The sequence below is a fragment of the Pseudorhodobacter wandonensis genome, assembly GCF_001202035.1.
Classification (GTDB): domain Bacteria; phylum Pseudomonadota; class Alphaproteobacteria; order Rhodobacterales; family Rhodobacteraceae; genus Pseudorhodobacter; species Pseudorhodobacter wandonensis.
The window spans coordinates 478,713-496,969 of the sequence record NZ_LGHT01000044.1; the positions used below are offsets into that span (position 1 = coordinate 478,713).

Annotated in this window: 15 protein-coding genes; 1 reads left to right on the forward strand and 14 read right to left on the reverse strand. The window is 59.2% G+C overall.

Going from position 1 to position 18,257, the window contains the following annotated elements:
- Positions 1–4 precede the first annotated feature (4 nt).
- From AKU79_RS17250 to cysQ, 6 genes are all read right to left on the reverse strand, one after another.
- Positions 5–1,702: a DUF5927 domain-containing protein gene (locus AKU79_RS17250; RefSeq protein ID WP_050524786.1), complete on the reverse strand. Its 1,698-nt coding sequence runs from the start codon at positions 1,700–1,702 to the stop codon at positions 5–7.
- On the reverse strand, positions 1,699–2,709 hold the full coding sequence (locus tag AKU79_RS17255) for a glycosyltransferase family 2 protein (RefSeq protein ID WP_050524787.1): 1,011 nt from the start codon (positions 2,707–2,709) through the stop codon (positions 1,699–1,701). Before AKU79_RS17255 ends, AKU79_RS17250 begins: the two co-directional genes overlap by 4 nt.
- 62 nt (positions 2,710–2,771) lie before the next feature.
- Positions 2,772–4,001, reverse strand: a complete 1,230-nt coding sequence (locus AKU79_RS17260; protein WP_050524788.1) for a glycosyltransferase — start codon at positions 3,999–4,001, stop codon at positions 2,772–2,774.
- 4 nt (positions 4,002–4,005) lie between these two features.
- Positions 4,006–4,902, reverse strand: a complete 897-nt coding sequence (galU, locus tag AKU79_RS17265; protein ID WP_050524789.1) for a UTP--glucose-1-phosphate uridylyltransferase GalU — start codon at positions 4,900–4,902, stop codon at positions 4,006–4,008.
- A gap of 127 nt (positions 4,903–5,029) precedes the next feature.
- Complete coding sequence (locus AKU79_RS17270) at positions 5,030–6,256, reverse strand: glycosyltransferase family 2 protein (RefSeq protein WP_050524790.1); 1,227 nt, start codon at positions 6,254–6,256, stop codon at positions 5,030–5,032.
- On the reverse strand, positions 6,253–7,047 hold the full coding sequence (gene cysQ / locus AKU79_RS17275) for a 3'(2'),5'-bisphosphate nucleotidase CysQ (protein ID WP_050524884.1): 795 nt from the start codon (positions 7,045–7,047) through the stop codon (positions 6,253–6,255). The genes AKU79_RS17270 and cysQ overlap by 4 nt, the downstream gene beginning before the upstream one ends.
- Before the next feature lie 201 nt (positions 7,048–7,248).
- Between cysQ and AKU79_RS17280 the strand changes: the two genes are divergently transcribed.
- Positions 7,249–8,022 (forward strand): ABC transporter permease, encoded by a 774-nt coding sequence (locus tag AKU79_RS17280; protein WP_331458396.1) that lies wholly within the window; start codon positions 7,249–7,251, stop codon positions 8,020–8,022.
- A 6-nt stretch (positions 8,023–8,028) separates the two neighbouring features.
- Here the strand turns inward: AKU79_RS17280 and AKU79_RS17285 are convergent, their stop codons facing one another.
- From AKU79_RS17285 to AKU79_RS17320, 8 genes are all read right to left on the reverse strand, one after another.
- Positions 8,029–9,189, reverse strand: a complete 1,161-nt coding sequence (locus AKU79_RS17285; protein ID WP_050524792.1) for a DNA recombination protein RmuC — start codon at positions 9,187–9,189, stop codon at positions 8,029–8,031.
- The gene (gene mutL, locus AKU79_RS17290; RefSeq protein WP_050524793.1) at positions 9,186–11,021 is read right to left on the reverse strand and encodes a DNA mismatch repair endonuclease MutL; all 1,836 of its coding nucleotides are present in this window, start codon (positions 11,019–11,021) and stop codon (positions 9,186–9,188) included. The genes AKU79_RS17285 and mutL overlap by 4 nt, the downstream gene beginning before the upstream one ends.
- A gap of 72 nt (positions 11,022–11,093) precedes the next feature.
- On the reverse strand, positions 11,094–12,401 hold the full coding sequence (locus AKU79_RS17295; protein WP_050524794.1) for a M16 family metallopeptidase: 1,308 nt from the start codon (positions 12,399–12,401) through the stop codon (positions 11,094–11,096).
- The gene (locus AKU79_RS17300) at positions 12,398–13,750 is read right to left on the reverse strand and encodes a M16 family metallopeptidase (protein ID WP_050524795.1); all 1,353 of its coding nucleotides are present in this window, start codon (positions 13,748–13,750) and stop codon (positions 12,398–12,400) included. The genes AKU79_RS17295 and AKU79_RS17300 overlap by 4 nt, the downstream gene beginning before the upstream one ends.
- Before the next feature lie 97 nt (positions 13,751–13,847).
- A complete protein-coding gene (locus AKU79_RS17305) occupies positions 13,848–14,375 on the reverse strand; it encodes a DUF3035 domain-containing protein (protein ID WP_050524796.1) in 528 nt (175 codons plus the stop codon).
- 53 nt (positions 14,376–14,428) lie between these two features.
- Entirely contained in the window at positions 14,429–14,911 is a 483-nt protein-coding gene (gene lspA, locus AKU79_RS17310; protein WP_050524797.1) for a signal peptidase II, read from the reverse strand.
- Position 14,912: 1 nt separating this feature from the next.
- Positions 14,913–16,526 (reverse strand): bifunctional phosphoribosylaminoimidazolecarboxamide formyltransferase/IMP cyclohydrolase, encoded by a 1,614-nt coding sequence (purH, locus tag AKU79_RS17315; protein WP_408002849.1) that lies wholly within the window; start codon positions 16,524–16,526, stop codon positions 14,913–14,915.
- Positions 16,527–16,553: 27 nt separating this feature from the next.
- Positions 16,554–18,254: a heparinase II/III family protein gene (locus AKU79_RS17320; protein WP_050524798.1), complete on the reverse strand. Its 1,701-nt coding sequence runs from the start codon at positions 18,252–18,254 to the stop codon at positions 16,554–16,556.
- Positions 18,255–18,257 lie beyond the last annotated feature (3 nt).

Genomic DNA, 18,257 nt, shown 5'->3' on the forward strand with positions numbered 1-18,257 from the left:
GGGGCTACTTTACCAAATAGGGCCGTCCCCTGCGGACGGCGTTTTGCTGGAAATCGTCGTTCAAGGGGAAATCGCCCATCAGAACGGGTTGCATGCCCTGATTGCGCAGGTTTTGCAGGAATTGGCCGAAACCGGTCAGGTCGGTCATAAGCGGTGCCTCGGTCAGGCGGCGCAGCGCACGCGGGCTGATTTCATCGACGATGGTTTGAATCGGCTCCATCGGGTTTTCGACAAATTCGGCAAGGTTCCAGATGCGGGTGCGGGCCTTTGTCCACGGGCTGCGCAGCACATTCAGATGCTCTTGCTCTTGTCGTTGCAGACGCGCGGCCTCTTGCCGGATTTCGGAAAAATTCAGGTTGGACTTGAACAAGGGTATCGCCCAAGCACCCGAAATGACCGAGATTGTCGCGTTGGAATCGCCTGCAAGTTGCCAGTTGATACCTTGATTGTCGGCGGGGCCGAATTGGAAACACTGCCGTTCGCCGCGCGTGTTCCACAGCAAATTGGCAAGAAAGCTTTTGTGATTATAGTCACGCAACGCCGCGGATGAAGGCAACGCGCCGTTGTAAACACTTTCACCGCCTGCAAATTCAACCTTGTCGTGGGCGAAAAGATGGCCATGCACGCGCGCGCCGGTCACTTTGCCAAGCCAGGGTTCAAAGTTTTCAAACAGCTCGGCAAAGCCTTCAAACACGGAATAGGGTGCTGCGCTTTTGCCGTTTTCCCAGTTTTCGTTCGGAAAGCGGCTTTGCATATACAGGCCCGCACGCCCCTTGGTGCGGCGCTCGATCGCCTTGGAAAACAAGCGGTCGATTTTGCCGGGGTTCGGCTCGGCTTCGGCTTGGCCCACGCCTTCCTCGGTCATGAAAACGCGGTAGAGTTTATTGGCATGGGGCCAGATTTTGCGGGCGACAAAGCAATCAGACCGCCGCAAAAGCTGCAGATGGTCATCATAGAAAATATGCGGTTTGCCCTGAAAGTCGAATTTCGACAGGGTCAGAGAACGGCTTTCGATATGGGACGAATAGCGCCGCACCAGCGTTTGAAAATAGGATTCGTCAGGTATCCAGACGCGGCGGAAATAGCGGTCAATTTCCTCACGCTCGGGGGCTTCGAGAATGGCCGACAGGGTTTGGCGCGTCAGGCACCACCATTGGCTGCCCAGATGCGGGACGATATCGGCCGGAATTTTGCGATGAAACCCGATGCGGCGTTGCAGGCGTACATAGCCATCAAACAGGCGGCGATGTTTGCGCCACGAAAACGGAAAGCGCAGGGTAAAGCGTTCAAGATCAAGCCCGCCCACCGTCCAGCCGACATCGGCGGTGGTAACGGATTCGATGAAATCGGTGCGCGGACGTTCATCCAGATAGGTGACAAGTTCGTGCACGGGGCGCAGCGGCAGGCACGACCCCGAGGCCAGATAGACATGCCGCACCTTTGCAAAATCGCGCAGCATTGTGGCAGCGGCCGCCTGGGTTGCCGCGACGATACCCCATGTGCCCCATTCACAGGCGTAACGGGCCGAAAAGCGCACATCCTCGACATCGGCCAGGGCATCTTGCAAGCGGTCGAATTCAGCTCTCGGCACGCGCTTGTCAACATGGATGACAACGGGGCAACCGCGCGAAACCCAATGGCGCGCCACTTGGGCTGCGCGGTCCAGCGCGGTATGACACAGCATGACAACACCCAAACTCATGCCCAGTTTCCTTTTGACATGAGGCCCAGAATTTCCAGCTGGCGCCAGTTGATATATTTTTCAGACCACTTGCACCACAGATCGGGGCTGTCATCCAGCGCGGCCTTATAGGCTTTGTACTCATGGCTGTTGGCATAGTGCTGGCCGCGTTGCATCTCTTCCTCGGCCTTGGTGGCAAAAGTATCAAGGAATTTGGCGTGCAGCAGGCAACCACTGGCTTTTTCGCCGCCCCATTCGTCATACACAAGGTTCAAACCGCGCGGCAGCAGCATATGGGTCGAGGAGGCAAAGGCATAGTCGCGCTGCCATTTCACCAGCGGAATCTTGTTCAGCGCCGGCGCGCGTTCGGGGGCGTCGGCAAAGAACATGCGCCCGCGCGGGCCACCTTGAATCCAGAGGTTGCCATACTGGCCATTGCGGCTGATCGTGTAGTTTCCACTGTCAAACCATTGCGCGATTTCGAACGGATCCTGCCCCTCTTGGTAGGGCTGCGCGCCTATCGGGCCTTTGGGGTACATATCCAGCAGCATCGCGGAAAAGGATTTGATCGACGAGGCGTCAAGCCAGTCGGTCAGCGCGCGCAAGGGGCGGGTATCGCAAAACGGGTAGACGAAAAATTCATCCGGATCGACAACCAGCGCCCAATGATTATGGGCATAGCGTCTTTGCAACCAATTCAGCCAATCCACCCCGAAACGCGATTTTTTATAGCTGTGTTTAGTGTGCCAAAGCGACACGTCATCCTGTTCTTGCAGGTATTCGCGCGAACCATCATCGCTGTCATTGTCGACGATCAGAAAGTGGTTAACCCCAAGGTCACGGTAGTATTTCAGGAAAAACGGCAGGCGCACACGCTCATTTCGCAGGGTGGAAAACAGCAAAATGTCCGACGGTTTGATCGCCTTGGTGCGGCCTACAACAGGCTTTATCTCGCGCCGCTTGCGGAAGGCGCGAAATAGCCAGCGTTTGCGTGCCAACCTTAACCTATATGCAGAAAAAATACTCACTCGTTGTTTCCCAGACGTGCTAAACTTGCGCAGATGACTATGAGCCTGCGCCTAAATCGTTATCAAAAAGAGCTTAAAGCAAACTTGAAATGCTGATCCCAGCGCGGAATAATGGCCGCAGGGTTAGGCCTTTTAGCGTTGCTCTGCTCTGTCGCCTCTTTTAATTCATGCCTGTTTTTCAGGCGGATTATTATATCCCTCCATGAGTAACGGTCATCCAGGCTTGCGTAAACCGGGTAATTGCCCAGCGTTTCACGATATATTGCCAAAGGTGGCACAATAACCGCAACGCCCAAACTTGCAGCTTCTAGCGGCGGAAGGCCGTAACCCTCGACATGGCTGGGAAACAGCAAGCCGCAAGAACGGGCCAGCAGGTTTGCCACATCGCCATCCGGCAGATCGGGCAGCTCAAACACGGTCTGGCCGATGAATGGCAGCGTATCAAGACGTTTAAAAACAGCCTCGTTCGACCAGCCGCGCCGCCCGAGGATCAAGAGATGGGGGATCGCAGCGGGGGAAAGGCTGCGGTGCATCTCTTGCCATATATCCAGTAAAAAGTCGTGGTTCTTACGCGGCTCTATCGTGCCCAAAGTCACGAAATAGGGGTGGGGGCGGGGGGGCGCAGGGACTGGTTCAAGCGGCGTGATGCCCAAAGGGGCCACAACACCCGGTGGCGTGCGGCCAAGACGGGCAAAATGCGTCTCTGTCAGGGCACGGGTGGTCTGTGCGGTGTGGATCACCAGATCGGCCTTGGCGGCCACGGCTGCCAGCTTTTCGCCAAAGCGGGCTATGGTATCTGGGCGGGTAAATTCGGGGTGGTCGAGGGGAATGGTATCATGCACCAGAACGGCCAATCGCCCGCCCCCGGCCTTAATGCCGGCAAGGGTTTTCAGTGTCAGATTGGCATGGCCTGCGTTGAAATAGGCAAAGCCGTCAGGCAGGTGCTGCCGCAAGCCCGATGCCAGACGCCACGGGCTGCAACGGGCAAAGGCCAGCTTGCGCGTGGCGGTTTCGGCGCGGGCAAGCTGCGGGTCGCGGCGCCTTGTCAGGCGCGAGCGCAGATCTGCGGGCGGAAGTTGCCGCGTTGAGAGAAGGTGTTGAAAACTGGACATGCCTTGCCTGTTCAACAACAAAAAGCCCAGTCTGCTGCGCACAAGGCCGTAAACCGGCGTTTCCAGCTGCAAGAAATGGGCAAGATAAGCCGCCTCAACCCGGTCAATGCCGGTCGGCTGCCCTTTCCCCAAGCGCTGAACCAAGCGCGTAAGATCAAGCAGCCGAACGGTCGAGGCCATGAGTTTACTGAGCCGCCTTTTGCACGTCGATCACGTCATGCAGGTATTCGGCAAACTCGTCTTGCAGGTCAGGACGGGACAGGCCGAAGGCGACGGTTGCTTGCAAGAAGCCGGCTTTCGATCCGCAGTCATAGCGCTGGCCGCGGAAGCGGAAGCCATAGACAGGTGCGCCGTCGTTCAGATCTTGGGCGATCGCGTCGGTCAATTGGATTTCACCACCTGCGCCGCGTTTCATGTCGTTCAGATTGTTCAGAACGTTCGGCGAGAGGATATAGCGACCGATGACGGCAAGATTGGACGGGGCCTCGCCAAGCTTTGGCTTTTCAACCATGCCTTTGGCGCGAACAATATCGCCCATGTCGTCAGCAACATCCAGAACACCGTAAGAGCCGGCCTTTTCGGGGCGTACTTCCATGGTTGCCACCATGTTGCCGCCGGTTTCGGCATAGGCCTCAACCATCTGTTTCAGGCAGGGCTTTTCCGCCGCGATCACATCGTCTGGCAGCAAAACCGCAAAGGGTTCATCACCGATCAAACGGCGGGCGCACCAGACCGCATGGCCAAGACCCAGGGCCTGGTTCTGGCGGACATAGGAAATAGCGCCGCTGTCCATGTTGGTTTTGCTCAGAACTTCCAGCAATTCGGTTTTGCCAGCATCGCGCAGCGTGGCTTCAAGCTCGGGGGCGATGTCAAAGTAATCCTCAAGCGCGGATTTGCCGCGCGAGGTAACAAAGATGAATTCAGTGATGCCTGCCGCGCGTGCCTCGTCAATCGCGTATTGGATCAACGGCCGGTCAACAAGCGTCATGATCTCTTTCGGGATGGACTTGGTTGCGGGCAAAAAGCGTGTCCCTTTGCCGGCGACGGGAAACACTGCTTTGGTAATTTTTCTATTGTTCATGGACTCGACCTAACCCAGTTTGTTTCGGTGTGTTGTAAACCTGTGAGCATGGTTTCGCATTCAATTGGGGTATAATTTCGGCAGAAAGTTGACGCACTGGAAACAATTAACGGCTGCTTAAGTTTTTTTAGTCGCTTTTGATAGTGCCAACTGGTCGCAAGCCCGCAAGGCGGCAAGATTCTTCCTGTTGGCGTTCTAGCATGTTTCTAAACGCAATGCGCTTACCGAATCTAAAAGATCTGCCAAAGCGGCCTCCGGTCTGTTCCCACCAGCCATTTTCGGTAAATCGATGGGTATGGGGGCGGATTCCGCGTGATAAAAGGATCAGCGTGACAATTTGGCCTGTGGCGCGGGCGGCTTTGGCCTGTTGTTCCAAACGGCTGCGGTCTGCGCAGGTGCCAAATAGCAGGCAGCCTGTGCGCGGGCCTGTGCCGGGCAGGGGTAGCAAAGCTGATTCTGTCGGGCAAAGCGGCTGCAGGTTTGGGGCCTGCCCCTGTGCGGCGGCGATTCCGCGTTGTAGGCCTGCCCAAAGCCTGCGCGCCGTATGTGGCCCCAACTTGCCGCGCAACACAAGGCGGCGCAGACGGGCGCGCTGATCGGCCACGTGCTTTTGCAGCGCCGCAGGGTCTTGGCCGTGGCGGGCCGTAAAATATGCGAGGCTCTGGCCGATTTGGAACAGGTCCGTCGGCACGCGGTTTTTGCGCCGTCGGTCCGAGGCCGCAAAGCCGTGGTGCACCACCGCGCCCGGCACAACCGCCGTTACCCCGCCTTTGGCCGCTATGCGCAGGTTCAGGTCGGTTTCATCAAGATAAAAGGCATAGGCCGGGTCAAAGCCACCCAGCGCCAGAACCGTATCGCGGCGAAAGGCGCAGTTGGTGCCTTGGGTTTTGATTGCGCGTTGGGGGGTGCCCTGGTGCAGGCTGGTATCTGTGCCCGCATCAAACGGGTGGTCAAAGCCGTCACGATCGACCCACATCGCCCGCCATTGCCACGCAAGGCCCGAGCGCCCCAGAACAAACCCGCCCGCCGCTGTGACCTGCGGGTCGGCAAAGGGTGCGGCCAGCCGTGACAGCCAGCTTGGCTCGGGGACTGCATCATCATCGAGAAAGGCCACAACGGGGGCCGCAGCCAGTTGCAGCCCGATATTGCGCGCGGCCGAGATGTTGGGCTGGTCATATTCAGCCAGTTTTACCTGCATCCCCAACCCGCGCACCATCGCTGCCGAGGCCGGATCGGTGACGACGATCACCTCAATGCAGGGGTGATCCATCTGGGCCACGCCTGCCAGTGCCAACTTCAGCGCCGCAGGCCGGTGGCGGCTGACAATAATAAGACTGGCAGGCTGCGCCGTCATTTTTTCAATGACACGCCCGGCGCATAGGCGATGAAGAACGGGTTATCCCACCCCGCCTTACCATAGGCCAGCGGCGCATGCGTATCAAAGCGCACAACATGCCCGCCCGCGCCGCGCAACACCGCATCACCGGCCGCGGTATCCCATTCCATCGTGCGGCCAAGACGGGGGTAGAGGTCGGCCTCGCCCGTGGCGACAAGACAGAATTTCAGGCTGCTGCCCGCCGAGGTCATATCGCGCACAGCATATTTGCCGATATAGGCATCGGTCGCGGCATCGCGGTGCGATTTTGACGCAACCACCATCAAGGCAGCATTATCGGGGGTAGATACGTGAATTTCGCGCGTCGGGCCGGGCGTATCTTTTAGAAAGGCGCCGGTTTCTTCGACGGCTTGCCCATCGGCGCGGGTATAGAACAGACGGCCCTTGGCAGGGGCATAGACGACCCCCAGCTTTGGCACGCCGTTTTCGACATAGGCGATATTCACTGTGAAATCACCGCGCCGCTGTACGAATTCCTTGGTGCCATCCAGCGGGTCAACGATCAGAAAGGTATGGGCTTGCAGGGCATGGCTATCGGCCTGCTCTTCGGTGATAAGGGTCACATCGGGATAGGCCGCACGCAGACCTGCCGAGATGATGGCATCGGCTGCTTCATCCGCCTCGGTCACCGGGCTGGCATCTGATTTGGCCCGCACGTCAAAATCAGGAGCAGCATAAACTTCCATGATCTTGTCACCAGCCTCTAGCGCCAGTTTCCGCATCAGCGCCACAAAGGGGGTGGATTCCATCATACTCTCCATATTTTTGACCGGTTTTGACAATATTGTTAAAACACGTGTTGCCCTTTATCTTCTGTCGCCACGGAATCATCAAGATTCCAAGGTATAAAAACGACAGTAGCGAGTCACGAGGGCCGCCCACGAGCAAAGGTAGGATCTAGGATGTTTCAGCGCGAGGCCCGAAAGAATCGGGTAAGCACGGCGTTCGGCATGATGGAGTTGATCTTTCATGCTACGGTCAGAAACGTCCGCAAGAACCACGGCAACCCTGCAATCGGGCTGTTGATGAACATCTTTCAGACGGTCATGCTGGTCGGTGTGTTCTATATCATGTTCCATGTGCTTGGCCTGCGCCGCAATGCCATTCGCGGCGACTTTTTACTATACGTGATGTCGGGCATTTTTATGTATATGACGCATATCAAGGCCTTGGGGGCGGTGGCGGGCTGTGGCGGGCCGACCTCGGCGATGATGAAACATGCCCCGATGAATACGCTGGTGGCCATTGCCTCGGCCGCGCTTAGTTCGCTTTACATTCAGGTGCTGTCGGCGGGGGTGGTGATCTATGTCTATCACGCGGCCATTCAGCCGATCGAATTTCACGATCTTCCGGGTGCTATCGGGATGTTGCTAATTTCCTGGGCGAGCGGTGCGGCAATCGGGACGCTTTTTCTGGCGCTAAAGCCTTGGCAGCCCGAAACCATGAGCATCGTCACCCAGCTGTATCAACGCGCCAATATGATCGCGAGCGGCAAGATGTTTTTGGCCAATGCCATGCCGACGTCCAAGCTGAAACTGTTTGATTGGAACCCTTTGTTTCACACAATCGACCAAGGGCGCGGGTTTATCTTTTTGAATTATCACCCGCATTACAGCAATTACATGTACCCGCTAAAGGTGACGTTTGTGATCCTTATCATCGGCTTGATCGCCGAAAACTTTACCCGCAAACATGCGTCCCTTAGCTGGGGGGCCAAGCATTAGGGTCTGTTATTCGGCGGCGGCCTTGCCGATGCCGGGGGGTGCGGGCTCGGGTGCCAGTTCTTCAAAGTCGAAATTATCCAGCTTTGCTGCGCGTTTGCCGGCCCGTTCGGCGGCAGTGCTGATGCCTTCAAGGTCGGTTCTTGCCTGATGGAAATGGGTGTTCAGTTTGTCCACGCGGCTGACAACCAGTTCCACATCGCGGTGAAGCAGGCGCAAAGTGGCGCGAATTGCGCCGGCCTGTTCGCGCATCCGCGCATCCTTTAGCACCGCGCGCATCGTGTTCAGCGTGGCCATGCAAGTGGTCGGTGATACGATCCAAACCTTGGCGGCAAAGCCGTCGCGCACCAGTTCGGGGAAATTGGCGTGCAGCTCGGCATAGACCGCCTCGGACGGCAAAAACAGCAACGCCCCATCGGCAGTTTCGCCCTCAAGGATGTATTTTTCCGAAATCGCCTTGATATGCGCACGCACGGAAAGGCGCATAAAGCGCGCAGCCTCGGTCTGTTCGGCCGATGTGCCGGCGCGGCGCAGTGCCTCATAGGCCTCCAGCGGGAATTTGCTGTCGATAACAATCGGGCCGGGCGGGTTGGGCAGGTGGATCAGGCAGTCGGCACGCTTGCCGTTGGAAAGCGTGGCCTGCATTGTATAGGCATCAGATGGCAGCGCCTTGCGCACGATGTCATTCAGCTGAATTTCACCAAAGGCGCCGCGGGTTTGCTTGTTGGACAGGATGTCCTGCAACCCCAAGACATTGCCTGACAGCTTTTCAATATTGGCCTGTGCTTTGTCGATGGTTGCCAGCCGTTGCTGCAATTCGCCAAGGCTGTGGGCGGTGCGGGTTGATGTGCCTTGCAGGCTTTCCGTCATGCCGCGTTGCACCTCGGCCAGCCGTTTTTCCATCAGTTGCAGCATGGCAGTTTGCGAATGGGCCTGGGTTTCCGACACATGGTTCAGCCCACCTGCCAGCCGTTCCTGACCTTCGGACAGGTTTTGCACACGTTGGCCCAGCCAGCCCATTTCGCGCAGCAAAGGTTCAGTTGCGCGTGCCGATTGCCCTGTCGCGCGCAGAATCAGCACGAAGAACCCCAGAACTACAAGTGCCACCCCTGCGATGACTAACACCAGCGGGTCGTTCCAGTGATAAATCTGTCCTGCAATCTCTATCATCGGCGGCCAAACAGCTTTTCAATATCGGCCAGTTTCAGCTCGACATAGGTCGGACGGCCATGGTTGCATTGACCGGAAAGCGGCGTCGCCTCCATCTCGCGCAGCAGCGCATTCATTTCCTCGGCCCGCATTTGGCGACCTGATCGGATGGACCCGTGGCAGGCCATGCGTGACAAAACCGCGTCCATGCGGGCCTGCAGCCGGTCGGATGTGCCAAGGTCGGCAAGGTCATCCAGAATATCGCGCAACAGGGCAGTTGCATTCACGCGGCCCAATATTGCCGGGGTTTCGCGCACCGCAATCGCTGTGCCGCCAAAGGCCTCAATCACCAGACCAAGCTGTGCAAGTTCCGGGGCTGCGTCCAGCAAGTGGGCGGTGTCTGCGGCAGAAAGCTCAATGATTTCAGGGATAAGCAAGGCCTGGGCGGTAATGCCACTGGCATCGCGCTGGGCCTTCAGCCGCTCATAGACCAGCCGTTCATGCGCGGCGTGTTGGTCTACAATCACCATGCCATCGGCGGTTTGGGCGATGATATAGTTTTCATGCACCTGTGCGCGGGCGGCCCCCAAAGGGTGGGCGGTGTCGGCCTGCGCGATGTCTTGCGCCTCTATCCGCGCGGTCGGGGCCTCGGCGAAACCCATGTTCGGGGTGGGGGCCTGAAAGGCATAGGCGCTGGAAATCGCACCAGACGATGGCCTGTCCATTTGGTAGACGCGCGGCGGTTGGCCGGGTTCCGGCTGAAACGCGCCCAAGGTTTCGGCGCCAACGGTCGAGGACGCACGATGCCCGGCCTCGGCCAGTGCATGGCGCAGGGTGGAAACAATCAGCGCGCGGGCAAGGGCGGGGTCGCGAAAGCGCACTTCGGATTTCGCTGGGTGGACGTTCACGTCAACGCTTTGCGGATCGCATTCGATGTTCAGCACCGCAGCGGGGTGGCGATCACGGCTGAGCACATCCATATAGGCCGCGCGCAAGGCGCCAAACAGCGCGCGATCTTGCACGGGGCGGCCATTCACAAACAGATATTGCGCCGCCGATGACCCGCGCGAATAGGTGGGCAGGGCGGCATAGCCAACCAGCCGCAACCCCTCACGGCGATGGTCAATGGCCAAGGCGTTATCAGCAAAATCGCGGCCAAGAACCGAGGTGACACGCCCGTGCAGCGCATCAAAAAAGTCGCCCGTTACGGGATCGGCGCGAAACATCACCCGCGTGTCGCCGTTTGAGACGTCACGCAGGGTAAAGCCAACCTCGGGTTCGGCCAGTGCCAGCCGTTTGATCACCTCGGCAATCGCCATCGATTCGGCACGGTCCGAGCGCATAAATTTCAGCCGCGCAGGGGTGGCGTAGAACAGGTCGCGCAGCTCGACCACGGTGCCTTGTGACAGCGGGCTGGGGCGCACGGGGTCCATGCGGCCACCGGAAACCGCGATCATCATGCCGTCACCGCCTTCGGGGCGGGAACTGATGGTCAGCCGCCCGACCGCACCCAGCGAGGGCAGCGCCTCGCCGCGAAAGCCGAAGGAATGGATGTTCAGCAGGTCAGAGCCGTCGATTTTTGACGTGGCATGGCGGGAAAGCGCCAGCGGCAGATCTTCGGCCGTCATTCCGCAGCCATCATCTGTCACGCGAATCAGGGTTTTGCCGCCATCGGCATAGTCGATGCTGATCCGGCGAGCGCCTGCATCCAGCGCGTTTTCAACCAGCTCTTTCACCGCCGAGGCAGGCCGTTCAACCACTTCACCCGCAGCAATGCGGTTGATGGCGGATTCGTCCAACTGGCGGATGATCGGGCGCGCAGGGGCGTGTATGTTGGGGCTGGCGGTGTTCATACCACCATTTCTAGCATGGCAGCGGCAGTCTTGCCACCATGCCAGCGCAGTTATCCACTGTTTTGAACGCCTCTACGGCTTGGGCAACCCTTCGGGCTGGCCGACCACGACGAAATGCAAATCATCGGGCTTCAGCAACCGTTTCGCGATTTTGGCGATGTCTTCCAGTGTTACCGCCTCAATTTTGGCATTGCGGGTTTGGGCGTAGTCAATCGGCAAGCCATCGGCCTGCATGCCAACCAGAATCCGCGCAATCCGCGCGTTGCCGTCAAACCGCAGCGGGTACGAGCCGGTCAGATAGGTTTTGGTTTTGGCCAGTTCCTCGGCTGTGACGCCATTGTCATAGAGCCGCTTCCATTCGGCGCGCACAATATCAATGGCTTGCGCTGTGGTGGCATTGGCGCTGGAAAACTGACCGACCATCAGTTCGGCGTAATCTTGCGGCACCAGATAGCTGCCGATGCCATAGGTCAGTCCGCGCTTGTCGCGCACTTCGGTCATTAAACGCGCTGTAAAGCGCCCGCCGCCCAGAATTTCGTTCAGGATATAGGCTGCGAAAAACTCGGGGTCGTCGCGCTTAATGCCTTGATGGCCAAAGTAAATGACCGATTGCGGGCTGGGAAAATCAACCACGGTAACACCGGGTTTCAGGTGCCATTCGGCCCGTTTGGGCAAAGGCGCACCTTTGGCGGGCAAGCCCCCCAAAAGCGTATCAAGCAAGGCACCAAGCTGGGCTGCGTCAATATCGCCGGTTGCCGCCACATACACGCGGTCACGGCTGATCGCGCCTTTAAAGGCCTCCTCGATATCGGCGCGACTCAGGCCGGCCACGCTCATTTCATTGCCATCGCCGTTGCTGCCATAGGGATGGTTGCCAAAGGCAAGCTGGTCAAAGCTGTTGGCGGCAATCGCCTCGGGGCTTTTCAGATTGGCGCGGATGCCGGACAAAACCTGGCCGCGCACACGTTCCACCGCATCGGCGTCAAAGCGCGGCTCGGTGATCGCGAGGCGCAGCAAATCAACCGCCTGATCGCGATTCTCGGTTAGAAACTGCGCCGAAATGCTGACGCTATCGGTGCCCGAGCTAAAGCCGAAATGGGCCGCAAGCGCATCGCGGGCGTTGGCAAAGGCCTGCGCATCCAGATCGCCGGCGCCTTCCTCTAGCAAGGCGGTCATCAGGTTCACGCCGCCGCGCTGCTCGGCCGGGTCAAGCGAGGTGCCGCCGCGAAACTGGATTTCCAGCGCGGTAAACGGGATTTCATGGTCTTCGACCAGCCAGGCGGTGATACCACCGGGCGAGGTAACCTTTTGGATCGGCAGTTCTGCATGCGCGGGCAAGGCAAAGGCCACCAGCGCAGCAACGAAAAGGCGTTTTATCATTGGGTTACCTCGACTTTCGGCGCGTCCGGGCGTTCTAGCCAGCCGGTGACGGCGTTGTTGCGGTTCAGGACATCGCGCGCAGCTTGCAGGACGTCTTCGGGTGTGACCGCCTGTAATATATCGGGCCAGGCCTGCACATCGGCGACCGTCAGGCCACTGGTCAAGGCGCTGCCATAGTCGCGGGCCAATCCATCCACATTGTCGCGCGCATAAATCTCATCTGCGCGGAGCTGGCGTTTGATGCGATCAAAGGCGGTCTGGTCAACGCCGTTTTTCAGAAAATCGGCCAACACGCCATCGACAGCAGCCTCGAGATCGGCAAGCGAGGTGTCGGGGGTGGGGATGGCAACAAAGCCGAAGTCGCTGATATCAAGTGACAAACCATCATAATAGGCGCTGGTGTAAATCGCTTTGGGCGCGTCGCCGAATTGCAAGGCACGCGCCAGCAGCGAAGTTGTCGAATTGCCGCCCAGCAGCTCGGCCAGAACGGTCAGGGCCGCGGCTTTTTCTTGGGCGCCGGCGTTGCGCTCGGGGGCAAGATAGCTGCGGATAACATAGGGTTGTGCGACGCGCGGGTCGGTCATGGCCAGCCTGCGTTCGGCCAGTTGCGGCGGCTCGGTCACGCGGTGACGTTCGCCAAGGCCGGGGGTGGGGGCGATGGGGCCGTAATGGGCCTCGGCCATGGCGCGCACTTCATCTGGGTTCACGTCGCCCGCGACCACCAGCACCGCATTATTGGGCGCATAATAGGTGCGGTAGAACGACAGCGCATCCTCGCGGGTCAGGGCTTCGGCCTCATGCTTCCAGCCGATGACGGGGGTGCCGTAGGGGTGGTTCAGATATTGCGCGGCGCGGCGCTGTTCGCCAAACAGCGCGCTTGGGTCGCTGTCGGTGCGCTGGGCGCGTTCCTCGATAATGACGGCGCGTTCGGTTGTGACGTTATCTTCGGATAGGATCAGCCCGCGCATACGGTCGGCCTCCATCGTCATCATCAGATCAAGGCGGTCGGTGGCAACACGTTGAAAATAGGCAGTATAATCGTAATAGGTAAAGGCGTTGTCGTCGCCGCCCTGTGCCTCGACCGTGGCAGAAAACGCGCCGGGGGCGACAGTTTTTGTGCCTTTGAACATCAGATGTTCCAGAAAATGCGCGATGCCCGATTTGCCGCGCGGTTCATCCGCTGACCCGATCTTGTACCACATCATATGCGTCACGACGGGCGCGCGGTGGTCTTCGATGACCACGGCCTCTAGCCCGTTTGGCAAGGTAAAGGTTGTGACCTTATCGGCAAGTGCCGGGGAAACAGAAAGCACCCCCAAGACAATGGGAATCAACAGTTTGCGCAGCATCGGCAATCCTCCGTTCGGCGTACCGGCCTACACCTAAGCGCAGCAACCGCAGGGTCAAGCCTTCAAAGCACAATGGGGGCCGTTGTTAACGCAGGTTTTACTCATCCGCCTTGGCAGGTGGGGCCGAAACGGTACGCACACCGCGGTTGCGCCATCTTTCCAGTTCAGCATGCTGATCAAGCGACTGTTTTGCATAGGCTTTGAAATAGACGTTCACGCTGAACAGGCGTTCCAGCAGTCGGCCATCGTTATCGCGGCGGTATTGCAGATCGTCGGCGGCCAGCTCTGGCCGGATCGAGGCCGAACGGCCATACCGTGCGGCATGGTTCACAAGCGCAGAATCACCTGCCGGAATACCTGTGCCATCACGCAGACGGCCACCAAGCGCCAGGGCGATGTCGGCCTCGGGGGTTGGGTCGGTCAGGTTGGTGCCGCCAAGCGTTGGTTCTGGCAAAGCTTTCAAATCGGTGGGCATTTGCAGTGGTTTTGTGGGCAAAATCGCGAATTCATCTGGCCCGTCACCCGAAGCGTGCAAATGCATCAGCTGCGGAGTGTCGCCAGAACAGGCGGCAAGCGTTAGCATCGTCGCTGTTGCGAGAGCCAATACCCCTTTTCCTGCAAGCATTTCCGCCTCCTTCAAATCATTCGAACCCTGTTTAGCCGAAACTTATCGGCACGTCACGGGGTCTTTCGCGTCTTTGTCTTGCCATCGGCCGCGAAAAACACCAAGCCCGCCGCGCCGGCAAAGATCGCAATGTCGGCTACATTGAATGCATAGGGGTTTTCAAAGCCGCAGCAAGACATATTCAGAAAATCGGCCACTGCGCCGTAAACAACGCGGTCAATTACATTGCCCAATGCCCCGCCAATCAGCACCCCGGCCGAGATTTGTGCCAGTTTGGGTTGCGTTGCCCGCGCCATCCACCGCCAGACCCAAGCGGTAATTGCCAGCGACACGGCGATCAGCACCCAGCGCATCGCATCAGCATTATGCGAAAACAGGCCAAAGTTGACGCCCGTGTTCCACGCCATGCGAAAGGCCAGGTAGGGCGGCCAAATATCCAGATGCCCGATTTCACGCAGGTTCAGGCCAAAGACCACGGCCAGTTTGCTGGCCTGATCCAAAGCGAAAACGATAAGGGCCGCCCAGAACATCCGCATCTTAGTGCCGGAAATGCCGCTGACCGGTGAACACCATCGCAAGGCCCGCTGCATCGGCTGCTGCAATCACCTCATCATCGCGCATCGATCCGCCGGGTTGGATAATCGCCGTTGCCCCGGCCTCGGCTGCTGTAATCAATCCGTCGGCAAAGGGGAAAAACGCATCCGACGCCACAACCGACCCGATGGTCAGCGGGTTGGGCAGGCCCATAGCCTCGGCCATATCTTGCGCCTTGCGGGCGGCGATGCGGGTACTGTCAACGCGGCTCATCTGGCCTGCGCCCACGCCCACGGTCGCGCCGTCTTTGACATAGATAATCGCGTTGGATTTGACATGCTTTGCCACAGTCCAAGCCATCAGCAAATCGCGCATCTCGGCATCGGTTGGCGCGCGTTTTGTCACCACGCGCAGATCATCCAGCGTTACATTGGCGGCGTCACGGTCTTGTACCAAGAACCCACCAGCGACCTGACGATAGGCAAGGCCAAGGGTCGAGGCATCCGGCAAAGTGCCGGTGGTCAGCAAGCGCAGGTTTTTCTTGGACGCAAACACCGCGCGGGCAGCTTCATCCGCGTCGGGGGCGATGACGACTTCGGTGAATATTTCCACAATCTTTTCGGCTGTCGGGCCGTCAAGCGTCTGGTTCAGCGCGATAATCCCGCCAAAGGCCGAGGTGCGGTCGCAATCAAAGGCGCGGGCATAGGCCTCAGCCAGTGTTGCACCCATTGCCACGCCGCAGGGGTTCGCGTGTTTGATAATCGCGCAAGCTGGCCCTTTGCCCGCAAATTCGGCAACCAGTTCAAACGCGGCGTCTGTATCGTTGATGTTGTTATAGGACAGCTCTTTGCCCTGCCATTGCTTGGCGGTTGCCACACCGGCGCGGCCTGTGCCATCGGTGTAAAAGGCCGCGGCCTGATGCGGGTTTTCGCCGTAGCGCAGGGTTTGCGCCAAGGTGCCTGCAAAGGCACGGCGGCGGGGGGCTGCAATATCCAAAGCTCCGGCCATCCAGTTGGAAACAGCCGCATCATAGGCTGCCGTGCGCCCATAGGCGATTTGCGACAGGCGCTGACGGAATGCATAGGTGGTGTTGCCGTTATTGGCATCCAGTTCGGCCAGCAAGGCGCTGTAATCTTCGGGGTCGGTGACCACGCTGACAAAGGCATGGTTTTTCGACGCCGCGCGGATCATCGCTGGGCCGCCAATATCAATATTCTCGATACAGGTGTCATAATCGGCACCTTTGGCCACTGTCGCCTCAAACGGATACAGGTTCACAACCAGCAGGTCGATCGGCGCAATGCCATGGGTTTCCATCGCCGCCTGGTGGTCGGCATTGTCACGCAGGGCAAGCAAGCCACCGTGAACCATAGGGTGCAGGGTTTTCACCCGCCCGTCCATCATTTCGGGAAAGCCGGTTACATCGGCCACATCGCGCACCACCAGACCTGCATCGCGCAGCGCAGCGGCAGAGCCGCCGGTAGACAGCAATTCAACCCCGTGGGCCGCCAGCGCCTTGGCCAGATCAATCAGCCCTGTCTTATCAGAAACAGACAAAAGCGCGCGTTTAACGGGGGCAAGATTGGGGGCAGTTGTGGCGGGCATATCGGCGGGCATGGGCAAATACCTTTGGGCAGCTTGGGGTCAGGACTTAATCGGGAACTCGTCTTGTTCCAGATCGCGGATGGCCAGCGGAGTATCCTGTGCTTTGGCCAAGGTCCAGCCAATCACGGCATCATAGTCGGCAACATCGCCAGAAAGGACGATTTGTTTCGACGCGCGCGGGGTCAAACGGCCTTTTTCAAGGTAAACCGAGGGTTCCAGCGACAGGCCTTTTGCCCCTGTATGGCGGAAAATCCAGATCTCGCCGCTTTTCAGCGCCAATGACACGGCATTTCCGCCCATGTCGATTGCAGCATCAACATCGGGGTGCAGGTGAAAGCGGATAGAGAAACGAATCGGTGCATTCGCACTGCGCCGCATAACCGCAGCGACGCGCGCACGGTCTTGGTCCGAGATGGCGCTCAGCTCATCCTGCCCGCCGATATGGCGGCCATCATGCGACAGCAGCAGCAGGCGTGAATGGGTCAGCCCGTGCGTGGCAACCCAGCCATCATGGGCAAGGCGCAAGGCATGGCCTTCGGCGGTTTCGCTGGGGCGGGTTTGGGTAACATGGGCGCGGTCGGCCATGATTTCGGTTTTGCCAAGGGTCAGACGGCTGGAGGAATAGCCCTGCAGCGTCAAAGTGGAATGGCTGGGTGTGGCACGGCCCGCGCGGTACCATTCGGCACCAAAGGGCGCGCCCGACCCGCAGTTCACAATAACCGGCCTGCGCCCCGAGGTCATCTCGAACGCAAGGGTCGAGGCATGGGCCGAGGCACCCGCCGCCGCGCCCGGCGGGTCTGCGGCATCAATGATTATGGATGTCCGTGCCGCGGCCAGCCGTAAATACCCCATCGCAGGGCCATTGCCCGCCGCTGCGCGAATGTTTGACGCCGCAAGCGCGTGATCCAGCCGCCCTTCCAACCCGCGCCCGCCACCGTGAAACCGCGCAAGCGACCCATCTGCATGGCGCAGGCTGCGTAGGGTGGGGGCAATGCGTTCAATCGCGGCGCGATGGGCCTGGGGCACGGTTTGACCCGCCTCGCCAAGGGCTTTTGCAGCCCAAGTCAGCAAGGTGAAGACCTCGAGCAGCTCTTCGGGGTTGCGGGTAGGCAGCCCGCCATGATCATCGATTTCCGAATCGCATTCCTGCGCCAATTCCATCACGGCAGGGGCAACCAATTGGTCCATTCCGGTCAGCGCAACACCTGCGCAAATCAAGCCGGTCAGGGCCTCAAACCGCGGCAAACCGGTTTCAGCGGCCTGCCAGCGGCGCGACAGAAACACGGTCTGCGCCGACAAGGCCTTGAAGAAAAGCGCGCTGTCCTCTGGCCCGCGGCCGTGCAGCAAGAAAACCGCGTGGTTGATCCAGCGGATCACCCGACGGCCGGTTAGATCGGGCGTCCAGCCCGGCCCCTTGCCCTTGCCGAATTGGGCAATCCAGACCCAGGTCCAGCTTTGCGCCCGCGCGCGGGCGATCGGGTCACCAACGGCGGCAAGATCATCAAGCCAGGCAAAGCCATGCGCCTCGACCCAGAAATCAGCCGATTTGGTAGGGGCATCCCATAGCGATTGGCCCGGTGCCTCAACCAAACGGCCTGCAAACATGAAATTGCCGGCGGTCAGTTGCTTGCCACGTGCGAACATGCCGATGCTGCGCGGTTCGGGCTGTATAGCGAATCCCGTTGCGGCACGGCTGCGCTGTGCCCGCCAAGCTGCCAGCCTGTTCTGCAAACGCGTCATCCG

Excerpts from the sequence above, each read along its gene's own strand:
- purH (WP_408002849.1), bottom strand. The coding sequence starts at position 16,526 with ATGCCCGCCGATATGCCCGCCACAACTGCCCCCAATCTTGCCCCCGTT.
- AKU79_RS17305 (WP_050524796.1), bottom strand. The coding sequence starts at position 14,375 with ATGCTTGCAGGAAAAGGGGTATTGGCTCTCGCAACAGCGACGATGCTA.
- AKU79_RS17320 (WP_050524798.1), bottom strand. The coding sequence starts at position 18,254 with ATGACGCGTTTGCAGAACAGGCTGGCAGCTTGGCGGGCACAGCGCAGC.
- AKU79_RS17295 (WP_050524794.1), bottom strand. The coding sequence starts at position 12,401 with ATGATAAAACGCCTTTTCGTTGCTGCGCTGGTGGCCTTTGCCTTGCCC.
- mutL (WP_050524793.1), bottom strand. The coding sequence starts at position 11,021 with ATGAACACCGCCAGCCCCAACATACACGCCCCTGCGCGCCCGATCATC.
- AKU79_RS17250 (WP_050524786.1), bottom strand. The coding sequence starts at position 1,702 with ATGAGTTTGGGTGTTGTCATGCTGTGTCATACCGCGCTGGACCGCGCA.
- AKU79_RS17270 (WP_050524790.1), bottom strand. The coding sequence starts at position 6,256 with ATGACGGCGCAGCCTGCCAGTCTTATTATTGTCAGCCGCCACCGGCCT.
- AKU79_RS17260 (WP_050524788.1), bottom strand. The coding sequence starts at position 4,001 with ATGGCCTCGACCGTTCGGCTGCTTGATCTTACGCGCTTGGTTCAGCGC.
- lspA (WP_050524797.1), bottom strand. The coding sequence starts at position 14,911 with ATGCGGATGTTCTGGGCGGCCCTTATCGTTTTCGCTTTGGATCAGGCC.
- cysQ (WP_050524884.1), bottom strand. The coding sequence starts at position 7,047 with ATGGAATCCACCCCCTTTGTGGCGCTGATGCGGAAACTGGCGCTAGAG.
- galU (WP_050524789.1), bottom strand. The coding sequence starts at position 4,902 with ATGAACAATAGAAAAATTACCAAAGCAGTGTTTCCCGTCGCCGGCAAA.
- AKU79_RS17285 (WP_050524792.1), bottom strand. The coding sequence starts at position 9,189 with ATGATAGAGATTGCAGGACAGATTTATCACTGGAACGACCCGCTGGTG.
- AKU79_RS17300 (WP_050524795.1), bottom strand. The coding sequence starts at position 13,750 with ATGCTGCGCAAACTGTTGATTCCCATTGTCTTGGGGGTGCTTTCTGTT.
- AKU79_RS17280 (WP_331458396.1), top strand. The coding sequence starts at position 7,249 with ATGATGGAGTTGATCTTTCATGCTACGGTCAGAAACGTCCGCAAGAAC.